Source organism: Fictibacillus sp. EA-CB0309, assembly GCF_055814265.1.
In genome coordinates this window covers 1,126,033-1,139,868 of record NZ_CP169271.1, presented here as the reverse complement: position 1 = coordinate 1,139,868, position 13,836 = coordinate 1,126,033, and the positions used below count along the sequence as shown (strand labels likewise).

Annotated in this window: 9 protein-coding genes and 2 pseudogenes; all 11 read right to left on the bottom strand. The window is 39.8% G+C overall.

The genetic code is table 11. The features are described from left to right. Positions 1-2: 2 nt before the first annotated feature. The 11 genes and pseudogenes from ACEWFH_RS06280 to pyrH all read right to left on the bottom strand — a co-directional run bounded on the left by ACEWFH_RS06280 (position 3) and on the right by pyrH (position 13,559). Positions 3-230, bottom strand: a complete 228-nt coding sequence (locus ACEWFH_RS06280; protein ID WP_473726556.1) for a hypothetical protein — start codon at positions 228-230, stop codon at positions 3-5. Positions 231-622: 392 nt separating this feature from the next. Continuing rightward, positions 623-2,407 carry an acyl-CoA dehydrogenase family protein gene (locus ACEWFH_RS06275; protein WP_473726555.1) on the bottom strand — a complete coding sequence of 595 codons (1,785 nt, stop codon included), beginning with the start codon at positions 2,405-2,407 and terminating at the stop codon, positions 623-625. Positions 2,408-2,423: 16 nt separating this feature from the next. Further along, positions 2,424-3,605 carry an acetyl-CoA C-acetyltransferase gene (locus ACEWFH_RS06270; RefSeq protein ID WP_473726554.1) on the bottom strand — a complete coding sequence of 394 codons (1,182 nt, stop codon included), beginning with the start codon at positions 3,603-3,605 and terminating at the stop codon, positions 2,424-2,426. 14 nt (positions 3,606-3,619) lie between these two features. Next, a pseudogene (locus tag ACEWFH_RS06265) lies at positions 3,620-5,970 on the bottom strand (3-hydroxyacyl-CoA dehydrogenase/enoyl-CoA hydratase family protein). Positions 5,971-6,248: 278 nt separating this feature from the next. Continuing rightward, positions 6,249-7,166 carry a proline dehydrogenase family protein gene (locus ACEWFH_RS06260; RefSeq protein WP_473726553.1) on the bottom strand — a complete coding sequence of 306 codons (918 nt, stop codon included), beginning with the start codon at positions 7,164-7,166 and terminating at the stop codon, positions 6,249-6,251. Positions 7,167-7,596: 430 nt separating this feature from the next. Continuing rightward, positions 7,597-8,682, bottom strand: a complete 1,086-nt coding sequence (locus ACEWFH_RS06255) for a copper resistance D family protein (RefSeq protein ID WP_473726552.1) — start codon at positions 8,680-8,682, stop codon at positions 7,597-7,599. 378 nt (positions 8,683-9,060) lie between these two features. Further along, the gene (locus ACEWFH_RS06250; RefSeq protein WP_473726551.1) at positions 9,061-9,939 is read right to left on the bottom strand and encodes a hypothetical protein; all 879 of its coding nucleotides are present in this window, start codon (positions 9,937-9,939) and stop codon (positions 9,061-9,063) included. 138 nt (positions 9,940-10,077) lie between these two features. Beyond that, the gene (locus ACEWFH_RS06245) at positions 10,078-10,392 is read right to left on the bottom strand and encodes a Ger(x)C family spore germination C-terminal domain-containing protein (protein WP_473726550.1); all 315 of its coding nucleotides are present in this window, start codon (positions 10,390-10,392) and stop codon (positions 10,078-10,080) included. Then, on the bottom strand, positions 10,389-11,165 hold the full coding sequence (locus ACEWFH_RS06240) for a Ger(x)C family spore germination protein (RefSeq protein ID WP_473726549.1): 777 nt from the start codon (positions 11,163-11,165) through the stop codon (positions 10,389-10,391). The genes ACEWFH_RS06245 and ACEWFH_RS06240 overlap by 4 nt, the downstream gene beginning before the upstream one ends. After that, a complete protein-coding gene (locus tag ACEWFH_RS06235; RefSeq protein ID WP_473726548.1) occupies positions 11,162-12,685 on the bottom strand; it encodes a spore germination protein in 1,524 nt (507 codons plus the stop codon). The genes ACEWFH_RS06240 and ACEWFH_RS06235 overlap by 4 nt, the downstream gene beginning before the upstream one ends. Before the next feature lie 138 nt (positions 12,686-12,823). Continuing rightward, positions 12,824-13,559: pseudogene (pyrH, locus tag ACEWFH_RS06230) on the bottom strand (UMP kinase). Positions 13,560-13,836: the final 277 nt, after the last annotated feature.

Sequence of the window (13,836 nt, the reverse complement as noted above, 5' to 3'; positions counted from 1 at the left end):
TATCACCCCTTTTCATAGTACCACAAACTAGTGTCACCAATAAAACAAGAAATTCTGCACATTTTTAAATTAAGTCTTTTTTTAAAGGCTGTTTCCGCAAACTTTCTTGCTTTTGAAAGTGGTTGATTTCCGTTCCAGGTGCTCGCTTTCCGGGGGCGACCGGTGAGCCCCTTGCCGCTTTGCGCCCTAAAGGGTCTCACCTGACCGCTCGTCCCGCAGGAGTCTCGCACCTTACACTCCAATCAACTTATCAATGAAGAAAGAAAACACTATAAGCAACATCTTTTAGAATAGATCCTTATAAAAGAGTGACAATCTTATCTTTTCTACATTGCAGGAAAAGCTGATTTTCAAATCCTTTCAATGAATCATGTTGTGAAGAGCTTTTGGTGGGTTCCATTATGATGTCTGGTATTGGCTGGTCAGAAATTGTGTAGGCTCGTGTATAAACTGACTGAATTTCTGGATTGCTTGCTTAGTTATTTGTAGAATCACCTCATTTTCTTTCTTAAAATTGGAATATCCCATCACTTTTAACTACAACAAAGATTTAAAAAAAGCCCTCCTACATAAGTAAGAGGGAAAGAATAGATTTTTTGAAGGTTAGCGTAAATAAAATCAATTAAACGATATAGCGTTCTTCCTCAAGAAGCTGCACAGCCAGCTCGCGCTTCTTCTTAATTACATTAATAGGTGTATGACGCGTCAGCTTCTTTAATGCAGACAGCATCATGCGCAGCATGTCGCCTTCTTCTACTGCAATGATAGATTCTTTTGCATGAGCTTCAATGCGGTTAAAGGCTTCCTGACAATAAACTTCTGTATATAGAAGCTTTTGTTTTGCCTTGTCAGCACCAGATCTTCCAATTGCTTTTTCCGTACGCAAAAGAACAGATTCCATGCTGTAAACTTCACTGATGATATCAGCTAAGTTTGAAAGCACTTCTTGCTCTTGCTCCAATTTAGGACCGAACTTTTGAACTGCTAAGCCAGCAGTCATCAAGAAGATTTTCTTAGCCATAGAAACTAAGTACTTTTCTTGATCCAAGCTTTCAGTACCTACTTCTACAGGCATAAGCATCATTAACTCTTGCTGAAGTTGTGTTGCTTTTTGGATCAGCGGCAATTCATTTTTCATCGCCTTCTTAACAAGTGTTCCAGGCACTAGTAAACGGTTGATTTCGTTCGTGCCTTCAAAGATACGGTTAATACGAGAATCACGGTAAGCACCTTCAATCTCATACTCAGACATAAAGCCGTATCCACCGTGAATTTGAACGCCTTCATCTACCACATAATCCAGTACTTCAGAAGCTGATACTTTGTTTAGTGAACATTCAATCGCATACTCTGCGATCGCTTTCGCTAATTCACGGCCATCTTTTTGCTTTTCTTCAGACAATGCCCCAAGGCGATTTTCAAACAAACCAACTGTTCTGTAAACAGAGCTTTCAGCAGCATACGTTTGAACTGCCATGTTCGCAAGCTTTTCTTGAATTAAGCTGAACGAGCTGATTTTGCGTTTAAACTGCTGACGCTCGTTCGCGTATTTTACAGATACTTCGAATGCTCGCTTTGCAGCTCCAACACATCCTAAAGCAAGTTTGTAACGACCGATATTTAGAATGTTAAAGGCAATAAGGTGGCCTTTACCAGCTTCCCATAACAGGTTTTCTTTTGGAACAGCTACATCTTCTAAAATCAGTGTACGTGTAGAAGAGCTCTTGATCCCCATCTTCTTTTCTTCAGGCCCTGTGGATACACCTTGGAAATCTCGCTCAACGATAAATGCAGAGAACTGTTCACCGTCAATTTTTGCATACACCACGAACACATCAGCAAAAGAAGAGTTTGTAATCCATTGTTTTTCTCCATTTAGCACATAGTGAGTGCCTTCAGCGTTCAATTTCGCTGTTGTTCTTGCACCAAGCGCATCCGAACCAGATCCAGGCTCAGTCAGTGCATAAGCTGCGATTTTTTCACCTGTAGCAAGCTCAGGCAAGTACTTTTTCTTTTGCTCTTCGTTTCCAAAAAGAACGATTGGAAGCGAACCGATTCCTACGTGTGCACCATAACTGATCGAGAAGCCGCGACCGCGTGCGAATTTTTCCGTGATTAAGGAAGAAGAAATCTTATCCAGACCAAGACCGCCATATTCTTCTGGTACGTCTGCACCTAATAATCCAAGCTCTCCAGCTTTCGTTAATAACTTTCTGGATACTTCAAAGTCATGATTCTCCATCTTTTCAAGCTGAGGCACAACTTCTTTTATAACAAAATCTTCCGTGGTTTTTGCAATCATAAGGTGTTCTTCAGAGAAATCCTCCGGTGTGTAAATATCTGCTGCCGTAATGTCTTCTATTAAAAAGCTTCCACCAATGATTTGTTTTTCCGCTGTGTTTGACATGTTTTTCTCCTCCTTATTATCCTACTAGTTCAAATACGCCAGCCGCACCCATTCCGCCGCCGATGCACATCGTTACAACCCCAAACTGTTCGTTGCGGCGCTTCATCTCATGTAACAGTGTAAGCGTTAGTTTTGTTCCTGAACATCCAAGAGGATGACCAAGTGCAATCGCTCCACCATTCACGTTTACCTTGTCTTCTGGAAGGTTCAGTTCACGAATCACTTGAACGCTTTGTGAAGCAAAGGCTTCATTCAACTCGAATAATCCGATGTCCGATAGCTCTAATCCCGCCATCTTCAAAGCCTTAGGGATAGCAGCTACAGGTCCGACTCCCATAATGTCAGGAGCTACTCCAGCTACAGCAAAAGAACGGAACTTCAATAGTGGAGTAAGTCCTTCTGCCTCCGCTTTTTCTCTGTTCATGACAAGAACCGTTGCCGCTCCATCACTTGTTTGTGAGGAGTTACCTGCTGTTACAGAACCCGTAGGAGTAAACGCTGGACGCAGCTTACCGAGAACATCAAGCGTTGTTCCAGGGCGAACACCCTCGTCGATTGAAACAGCAATTTCTTTTTCAACAAGCTTGGATTGCTCATCGAGCCAGCGTTTCATCACATGTACAGGAACGATTTCATCGTTAAATTTGCCATCTTTTATCGCAGCAGCTGCTTTTTGGTGACTGCGTACCGCAAATTCATCTTGATCTTGTCTTGAGATGCCAAAGCGTCTCGCAACTTCTTCAGCTGTATGACCCATACCCATATAATATTGAGGAACCGTTTCAACTAAGTACGGGTTCGGCTTTACAACGTGCCCCACTACAGGAACAAGACTCATGGATTCAGCTCCGCCAGCAAGGATGGCTTCTGCTGCACCTAACATGATTTTTTCAGCGCCATATGCAATACTTTGCAGACCTGATGAACAGAAACGGTTGATTGTAATAGCCGGCACCGTTTCAGGCAATCCTGCTCTAGCACCGATCAAACGAGCCATGTTCATGCCTTGTTCTGCTTCAGGAACAGCACATCCGATGATCAAGTCATCGATCTCACCGTTATAATCACCTGCACGCTTCAACGTTTCTTTAATCGTTACCGCAGCCAGTTCGTCTGGTCTCATATGTGCAAAAGAACCTTTTTTCGCTTTACCAACCGCTGTTCTAGCACCTGCTACAATTACTGCCTCTTTTAACATTGAATTCTTCCCCCTTAGTTTCTTAGCGGCTTGCCTTTTACAAGCATGTGTTGCATTCTTGCCTGGCTCTTCGGTTCTCCAGCTAGACTTAGGAACGCTTCTCTTTCAAGATCAAGCAAATATTGTTCATCTACCAATGTTCCTTCAGGCACTCTTCCTCCAGCTAGAACAAAGGCTAATTTTTTAGCGATTTTCAGATCATGCTCTGAAATGTATTGACTGAATTGCATTGTTTGAGCACCTAGTGCAAGTGTTGCGTATCCGGCTTCACCAACAACAGGGATTTTCTTTTTAACAGGTGGTGTGTATCCAAGCTCAGCTAGAGCGAGTACTTGCGTTTTGGCATCATGTAAAAGATGATCGCCGTTCACTGAGATGCTGTCTTCTTTTCGTAAAAAGCCTAACTTTCTAGCTTCTTGAGCAGAAGTTGATACTTTAGCCATCGCAATCGTTTCGAACGCTTGATTTGCTACTTTTTGCAGATCACCTTTCGATCCTTCTGGCAGCTGTTCTAAAAGACGAAGGTACAATTCCTTGTTTCCTCCTCCGCCTGGAATCAAGCCAACTCCTGTTTCAACGAGACCCATATACGTTTCAGATGACATCTGCAGTCTTGCAGCTGGAAGTGATACCTCAACGCCACCCCCGAGTGTCATTCCGAAGTTAGCTGCAACAACAGGTCTAGCACTATAGCGAACTCTTGCCATCGCTTGCTGGAATTGACGGACCATCATATCCAGTTCAAAGAAGTTGTCATCTTGTGCTTCCATTAAAATAAGCATTAAGTTTGCGCCAACACAGAAGTTCTTGCCTTGGTTCCCGATCACTAGCCCTTTGTAGTTCTTTTCTACTTCATCGATCGCCTGATGAAGCATCATAATGATTTCAGGTCCGATTGCATTGTTTGGAGAAGTGAACTCCAGACCTGCTACATCATCGCCAAGATCAATTAAAGTAGCTCCACCGTTCTTCGTAATCACATTTCCTTTTTCTTTTAAACGGCTTAAGTGGACTACTTTTTTGTTTTCTTCAACAGGGAGATATCTTCCGTGATGGTAATAGGATTTATCGCCTTCTGTCTTTGTGTAAAATGAAGTCTTCTCTGATTGAAGAAGTTCCTCAACCCACACTGGAATTGTTTCCCCTTCTGCTTTCATTCGTTCTACTGATTCTGGAAGTCCGATCGCATCCCAGATCTCAAATGGACCATGTTCCCAGCCGAATCCCCATTTCATCGCCTGATCAATCGCAACAAGATCATCTGCGATCTCATAACATTTTTCTGCTGAGTAGAGGAGAACCGGTTTGATGATGTCCCAAAGCAATTTCCCTGCTCGATCATCACTGTATAAAAGCGCTTTCACTTTTTGGTTCGTTGTTTTCATTTGTTTCGCAGCTTCAAGTGTTGCTGTTTTCATCTTAGAGCGCGGCTTGTATTCCAATGTTGCAGGATCCAATTCTAGAATCTCGCTGCCCGCTTTACTTCTTTGTTTTAAATAAAACCCTTGACCTGTCTTACTTCCTGTCCACCCTTTATCAACCATTTCATTTAGGAAGTCAGGAATCTCAAATACTTCTTTTCTTTACCGTCGACTTGTTCGTAAACATTGCGTGCTACGTGAAGGAACGTATCAAGGCCAACAACATCAAGCGTTCTAAACGTAGCTGATTTTGGACGGCCGATCAGTGGACCTGTAACCGAATCAACTTCACCGACGCTGTATCCTTGTTTCAGCATTTCTTGCATCGTCACCATCAGTCCGTATGTTCCGATGCGGTTTGCGATAAAGTTTGGTGTATCTTTTGCTTCAACAACACCTTTTCCAAGTACGTTCTCACCGAAGTTACGCATAAATTGAACAACTTCTGGTTTTGTATCTTCTGTAGGAATGATCTCAAGAAGCTTTAAATATCTTGGCGGATTGAAAAAATGTGTGCCTAAGAAATTCGCTTTGAAATCTTCTGATCGTCCTTCAGCCATGGCACGAATGGAGATACCAGAAGTATTTGAAGTGATGATGCTCCCCGGCTTGCGGTATTGATCTACTTTTTCAAAAAGCTTCTGTTTTACATCTAAACGTTCCACTACAACTTCGATAATCCAGTCAACATCTTTCAGTTTTTCAAGATCATCCGTTAAGTTCCCAATGGAGATTAATTCTAAGTTTTCTTTTACTGCCAGTGGAGCCGGCTTTTGTTTCAATAACTTTTGTGTAGCAGATAGTGTAAATTTGTTTCGGAAAGCTGGATGATCTTCAGTGATCCCCTTCGCTTTTTCCTCTTCACTTAAAGAAGGCGGTACAATATCCAATAGTAATGTTGGTATTCCGACGTTTGCTAGGTGAGCGGCTATGCCTGATCCCATTACACCAGAACCCAGAACGGCAGCTTTTCGGATTTCACGAGACAAAATAGTCTTCCTCCTTTATTGAATGAATACTCATTCATTTTTTATCCATAAAAAAATTAATCAGCCTATACCCAATATAAAATATATTCAGAATTTTAGCAATAGTTGAGAACTATTTCTTTTAATTTCGTAAAATTTTTAGCTAGGGGTCTGTCCCGGGACAGACCCTAGCTTATTTCTGCTTTTGGCAACAAAAAAAGAACCCCATCAAGGTTCCTTTTTTTGTTTCTATCTTATTTACCGAACACACCTTTAAGCACAAACACTACATTCGCTGGGCGTTCTGCTAGACGTCTCATGAAATAGCCGTACCAGTCGTTTCCGTATGGCACATAAATTCGCATTTTGTAGCCTTCTTGCATCAATTGATCTTGTCGCTCTACACGGATTCCATATAACATTTGAAATTCGAATTGATCATACGGAATGTTGTGCTTTTCAACTAAATCTTTTGTATATTGGATGATCTCGTCATCATGAGTTGCGATTGCTGTATAGTTACCATTTAGAAGGTGTGTTTCAATCAACTTTTTAAAGTTATTATCCACATCACTCTTCTCTGGGTATGCGACAGTTTGCGGCTCTTTGTAAGCACCCTTAACTAGACGCAAGTTCGGATGGTACTCATCCAAGATTTGTACATCTTCTAAAGAACGGTACAAATAAGCCTGGATAACCGTTGAGATATTATCATATTCACTCTTTAATAGTTTAAAGATTTCTAATGTCTTCTCACAACGAGAATAGTCTTCCATATCAATCGTAATGAAAACATTATGTTTTTGTGCGGCATCCATAATTTTTCTCATGTTGCTTAGAACAAGTTCATCACTAATATCCAATCCCATGGAAGTCATTTTTAGAGAAAGCTGTGAATCAAGCTTTTCTTTGCTGATTGCTTTGATTGCTTGAATGCAATGCTCGGTCATTTCTGCAGCTTCTCGTTCGTTGTCAACAAATTCACCAAGATGGTCGATCGTTACTGGCATTCCTTTTTCATTCAGTCGCTTAATAGCAGAAATAGAGCTTTCAAGTGTTGCTCCTGCTACGAAACGACCTGCACCGAAACGAAGACCGTATCTTTTCGCAAGGTTTGTTAACGATTTATTTTTAGCAAGAAATAAGAAAAAATTGCGCATAAGTTGTTCCAATCCAATTACCCCTAGTACCCTTAAAAATTAAAAAAGATTGGTTAAATTCTTTCTATGATGTAACCGCTTTAAATATATCATTCTTTTTGCGAATATTGTCGATTTTTCAAAATTAAAAATATTTTTGACTGTAAAAAAACAGCCCTTTAGACTGCTCTCGTTTCATTATATTTATTTTTGTACTTTGCGGTGCTCATGATTAAAGCTGTTTTCGCAAAATTTGTTGCTCTTGGAAGTGGTTAATTTCCGTTTCAGATGCTCGCTTTCCGCGGGGCGACCGGTGAGCCCCCTTGCCGCTTTGCGCCTTAAGGGTCTCACCTGACCGCTCGTCCCGCAGGAGTCTAGCACCACTCCAATCAACTTTTCAAAGTAGATTAGAGAATGAACAGTCTCAATGATACAAAAGTATAAACCTTTAGTTAACAAACTTTTATAGAGATAAAGAAGACATAACCGCTAAATAGATCGCGCTTGCGGCAAGAACAGAGGCTGTAACAACTAGTGCAATACTTCTGTTTCGTTTAATGCTGATAAATATAGCCGAAATAAGCAAGGCAGCAAACGCCAGCCAGACGATGCTCATCAATGAGAATCCAAATGATAGTGCTGGGTTCTCACCAGGAATTAATCCCGTAACAAAAGTAAATAACTTGGACGGTTCCTGCATCTGGAGCGTTTCTGCTACATCGTGAGGAGGTGTCTGCTGACTCATAACAGCAGTCGTCACAAAAGCCAAAAACAATACAATACCTTCTGCTTTAATCCACTTTAATAAAGTTAAAGCATTTGCTCCTTCTTTTATCTTCTTTTTTAACCAAACACCGTTAATTAAGCTATAAAATACGATAATAAACAAAAGAATATGTTTGATTAATAAAGCTTGACCATAATCCAGCAAATATCCGTTCACATATTCAGGCACGATATATGACATTAACCATAATCCAGCGCCAATAACGGTGAACAAACAGAGAAGCGCCAATGGCGTAAACCATTTGTAAAATGACAATGTAGGACCTTCACCTCTACTGAAAAAACCGGTCACCAGCAATACACCAGACCATGTAATCACAGCAAGAAAATGAAGTGTGTGTGCTAAAAATCCTAAAGACTCTAAACTTGCAGCATGACTGGAATAGCCAACTGAAATACCCATTCCTGCTAGTAAAAACAGAGATAAACCTGCAAAAAATCTGTCCTCTTCTATGTCATTAAATAACACCATAAAGAACAACAATATGGATATTCCCGTTAAAAACAGCCATCCTTTTCCTACTTCAAAACTAAATACAATGTTTTGGAAAGTAACCCAATAGCCTAGATCCTCTCCTAAATACATGGTAAGCCTTACAAGTTCACCTATACCAAATAGCGGTATTAACGCGATGAGAACTAAGAGCGCCTTTTTTGAAAGACGGATCTCAGGACGCTTTGTATGTGGAACAGCATACAGAATAAATGCTCCCATTAGAATTGCAAAACATAAATATAGCATCGCCTTAGCAACAATAAACATGTAACAATCTCCTTCACAACAATCTATGTCTATTGTAGCAGGGAAACGCAAACGGCGAAAAAATTAAGATTGACAATATGACGAATTCCCCAAAAAAAGAAAAAGCTAATTCCTGTGACGTTTTTTGTAACGACACGGAATTAGCTTATAAGCATTTGTTACAAAGCTCTTTACCAATAGATTGTTGCTTTTGGATCGGTTTGTTATAAGACTGCAATGCCAAGTTGATTGGAGTGGAAGATGCGAGACTCTCGGCTAGGACAGGCGGGTAGGTGAGACACTTAAGAGTGCAACGAACAAATGTGGCTCACCGCCTGCCCCGCGTAAAGCGAGCATCTGAAACGGAAATCAACTACTCCCAAAAGGAATTTTGTTAAATTAACGATTGCCCCTTTGAACGACTTTAGATAAAAACTTCACACCGTCACCGTAGCTGAATTTTCTTGCAGCACGCCTAAATTCCTTTAAACCTTTGCGCGTAACGTTGAAATATGGATCAATTAAGCCATCCTCTTTTAGTTGATTCGCTGTTTCAATGGTTATCGAATGTTGAATCTCTCTCATTTTATGATTAAATTGCTCCAGGCTAGCGTTTAAGACAAACTCTTTACCTAATAGTTGTACGATGTCTTTTGCGTTTGCCGTTTGAGCCGTATCTTCATCTATGTATTCATCTGTTGGATTCTCTTGTTCGTAAAAATCTTCGTCTGTGTCCTCATGTTGATCTTCATGTTCTAATAATGAAGTAATCCGTACGATTTCTTGCTTAGCTAACATGATTTCTTTTTCTTTTTGAAGCAGGTAGTCTATGTAATCTCTCTTGTCCTCTTCATGTAAATCTTCTGTTATTAAGCGATTTGTGATTTCCCTTTGTACTTGTTTCATTCGTTTTACTTGTTCTTCATGTGATAGTAATACGCGTTCAAGATCTTCTGCTTCTTTCTCAGTTAACGTTTCTTCTTGAACTTCAGCTTCGTGCTCTTCTTGTTCTACTAGATCTGGCTGCATTTTAGCAGGAATCGGCAGTACAGATTTCCCTGCTGATCCAAAAGCTTGCAGAGCCTCGTTCACTTTTACATAAAACAAGCTGCAAATACCGATTGCGAAAATGGCTAAAATGAATGCCAGCATATCGGAAAAATCAAAAGTGAATTTTGTTACAACAATTTTAAACATGAATACTAGTGAAAATAGACTGATTAAAATAATTTTGAACCAATGATTGCGAAGTTTAATTTTCTCATCTGTTGTTTTCAAATCAATTGCCCCCTTTAAACTCGCTATTCAATAAAGGAATAACCATATAACTATTCGCCATCCATTTGTTTTTTTGTCCGCTGAATACCAACAAAAAACAAACAGCTGTCCCCATATGGGGACAGCTGTTCTTATACGTTATTCTATGACACCTGATTCAACAATTTCCACTTTTGTTGTTACATTAATCTTTATATCAGGATATTGTTTTTCGAACTCTTTATAGTCCCAACCTTTTTCACGTCTTCTAACTTGATCTCCAAAACCAAGTGGATCAACTTTTAAACGTTGAAATTTTTTAATAATCGTCTTCGCTTCTTTATCTACTGAATTCTTAAATGTTTTCTCAATTAATTTAAGATTAGAGATTTCCTCTAGGTTCAACCAATGTGGATACTCATGTACTTCTCCAAGAATCTTCATTTTAACGTCAAACTGAGGAACACCATTCACTTTTTCACTTTGTATGTTGTAGTTCCTTTTATGTTTCGAACAACGGCGTGCCCTTTTCTTTTTCCTTTTTTGAGCTCTACCTCATAATGTCCCGTCTTGGACCCATCCAAGAGCACTTTAAACGCAAATGACTCTTTATGGTTTAGTTTACCTACATATTTATCACCTCTAAAGAGGGCGACACCTTCTAATTGAATCGCTTTATTTTTGGCTCGGATGATGGGTAAAAAAGGATCTATTCCTTCTCCATAATAGCTGTACAGAAACACATGCAGGTTAGTTTTTGGTAAATTTTCAGTTTTAATATTTTGTTCAAGCATATCGGTAATGTACATAGACGGCAGAGGTGCTGCCGTGTAATTTGAGGTCAACAGTTTATTCGTACTACCATTTACAACTGCTAAATATAAACGGTTTCCTACGTTAGGATCTCGGTAAAGGGAATTAACGATCTCCAAGACGCCATTCTCGGCAAATCTGTCATTAAAAAGGACAATACGCAGCTGGCCAGTAGTTAGTGTCTTAGGTGACTGAGTATTCAATTTTGACCGAATAAATCGGCTAGTATGAGAAACGGCTGACAGAGTTTCCACTCGGACATTGCCATCTGGATTAAATATGGGGTACGTAATGGTTCCCTTAATATTTTCATCCGGCAACTCATCAAAACCTAACGAGTGAATCAGCTGTACTTCGTCAATGATCTGTTTAGGTACGCAACCAGCTAATAGCAACAATAGCGACAGTAGAAGTATTTTGCCCCTTGTGATCATTCGTCTATGTCCTTCTTCTTTCTCATTTCTTTTATTTTATCTTTAGGTGGAAGCTGCGTTCCTAATGATATAGGGCGTTTTAATAATCGATTATAAGGCAGCCTGAAGACAGTGTCCGTCATATCGAGCAGACGCAGTGGATAGATCGGCTGCAAATAAGGTCTTCCAAATGACTCTAAACGTAAAAGATGTACTAGGATAAAAGACATAGCCAGTACAATACCGACCCCGCCCCATAATGCAGCAAAAAAGATAAAAGGAAAACGCAGAATCCTAATTGTATTTGCCATTTTATAAATTGGTGTTGTAAACGATGCTAGGGCCGATAACGAAACGATGATTAACAAAATGTTACTCGTTAATCCCGCTTCAACAGATGCCTGACCGATTACAATACCACCGACAATTCCGAGTGTTTGACCGACTTTTGTCGGAAGCCGTGCGCCAGCCTCTCGTAGTAATTCGATTGTTAGTTCTAGAAATAAAACTTCTAATATAGGCGGAAACGGAATATTCACACGAGATGAAATTAATGGAGCGAGTAAATCTTTAGGAATCATCTGATAGTGAAACGTTAGAACAGCTACATAAAGAGGCGTAGCAAACGTTGAGAAAATAACAGATATAAAGCGTATGAATCGAAAAAGTGACCCCAGTATCCATGATAAATAATAGTCTTCTGGTGAAGCAAAATATTCAGAAATACCCGTTGGTCCTAACAGAGCTTGTGGAGAACCTTCAGAAAGAATTGCGATCTGTCCATAGTTCAACATGGCTACTACCCGGTCTGGTCGTTCTGTTGTGATTAACTGCGGAAAAACGGACTTGGTGTTATCAGATATGATCTGTTCCAGATAAGAACTGTCTGGAATAATCTCTAGTTCAATATCTTTAATCCTCTGCATAACCGTATTGAGATTCTCTTCTTCTGCTACACCTTCTAGGTAAGCGATAATAACACGCGTTTTAGAAAATTTACCGATCACAATCTCTTTAAAACGCAGCTCTGGAACGGGTAGTCTTCTTCTGATTAGATACAAGTTGCTGTCTAAGTTCTCGATAAATGCTTCTTTAGGTCCGATAACCGAAAACTCAATTTCCGAAACAGATACAGGACGATTTGTTGAAAAGTTTTCCGCACGAATAACCGCACATTCTTCGTCATATTCGCCGAATTGCACCACAATAAAACCGCGAAGTAGTTTGTTTTGAATCTCTTTTACATCATTCGTAATCGTAACACTTTCAATCGGCAAGATATCTTTTAAGTCTTTTATCGATTTAAAATCTTTGTTGTGTATCAGATAAGGCAATACATCACGGTGGAGAAGTTCTCCATCGATCATCGCTTTATAATAGGAAATGAAAATATTGTGATGGACAGTTTTTTGAGGATAATGGATAAAATCTGCAGATTCTTTAGCATTATCAATGAGTTCTCGAATATTTCCGTATGTATTGTTAGATAAATCGATCGTATGTGATTGCTCTTTTGTCTTCTTTTTTAGCCATTTCATCATGATGTCCTTCACCTCTTTTCTACTTCTTAATATGAGAAAAGAACCCATGAAATATACAAAAAAGCATTCCGTACGTACGCCGGAATGCCTTACTACTCAGCTCTATTGATATTGTTTCAGTCCCAGATTTAGCGTTTTTTAAACAAGGGCTGTTTCAATATTATGACTAATAAATGTACCAACATCCTCACCTGTACAAATCTTAAGGAAGGAACCTTCTTGGTTAAAATCAAAAAGATGAATCGGCAATCCATGATCACGTGCCAAAATGAGAGCAGATTGATCCATCACTTTTAAATTATTTCGAATTGCTTCGTCATAATGTAAAGTTGCGTACTTCCTCGCCTGCTTAAATCGATTAGGATCGCTGTCATACACGCCATCTACCCCTTGCTTCGCACAAAGAATCGCGTCACAGTTCATTTCCAGTGCTCGTTGAACTGCTGGATAGTCGGTCGTTACATAAGGCTGACCATTACCTCCCGCAAAGATGACAACATACCCTTTGTTCAAGTGATGAACTGCTCTTAAGCGAATATAGGGCTCTGCTACTGCACTGATTGGAACAGAACTCATCACTCTCACATCTTGATCCATCTTACTTTTCAAGACACCTCTAAGCATTAAGCTGTTGATTACAGTTCCTAATGTCCCGATCTGGTCCGCTTCTACCCTTTCAATTCCCCAATATTCTGCTAGATTACCTCTGAATATGTTCCCTCCCCCAACCACGATAGCAACTTCAATGCCTTTTTCGATTACTGACAATACTTCTTTTGCGATGTGATTTAGAGAAAGATGATCAAATCCTGTTCCCTGCTGGCCTGCCAGAGGCTCCGCCACTTAGTTTAATAAGTACTCGTTTATAACGCATCTGCTTCTCCTCCATTTCTTCATGCACAAAAAAAGAACAAATGACAATCAATACGTCATCTGTTCTTTACTAGTAAACGGCGAATATGTGGAATTACAGGTGTATTTCTTTTTGTAGGAATCCCATCATAATCCGCCTCCTTTTTCTTCCAACATTATATACATACCAGCTTGGGTAAGTGAAGCAAAAGATATTTTGTCTTTTGAAAAGAGAAGAAAAAATGGGTCGAATTTGCACCTATTTTTAAGAATTTAGACAAGTTGCCTATGCCTTTTCA

Bases quoted from the DNA above. Each gene is read 5' to 3' on its own strand.
- ACEWFH_RS06255 (WP_473726552.1), bottom strand. From the start codon at position 8,682: ATGTTTATTGTTGCTAAGGCGATGCTATATTTATGTTTTGCAATTCTA.
- ACEWFH_RS06275 (WP_473726555.1), bottom strand. From the start codon at position 2,407: ATGTCAAACACAGCGGAAAAACAAATCATTGGTGGAAGCTTTTTAATA.
- ACEWFH_RS06270 (WP_473726554.1), bottom strand. From the start codon at position 3,605: ATGTTAAAAGAGGCAGTAATTGTAGCAGGTGCTAGAACAGCGGTTGGT.
- ACEWFH_RS06235 (WP_473726548.1), bottom strand. From the start codon at position 12,685: ATGATGAAATGGCTAAAAAAGAAGACAAAAGAGCAATCACATACGATC.
- ACEWFH_RS06240 (WP_473726549.1), bottom strand. From the start codon at position 11,165: ATGATCACAAGGGGCAAAATACTTCTACTGTCGCTATTGTTGCTATTA.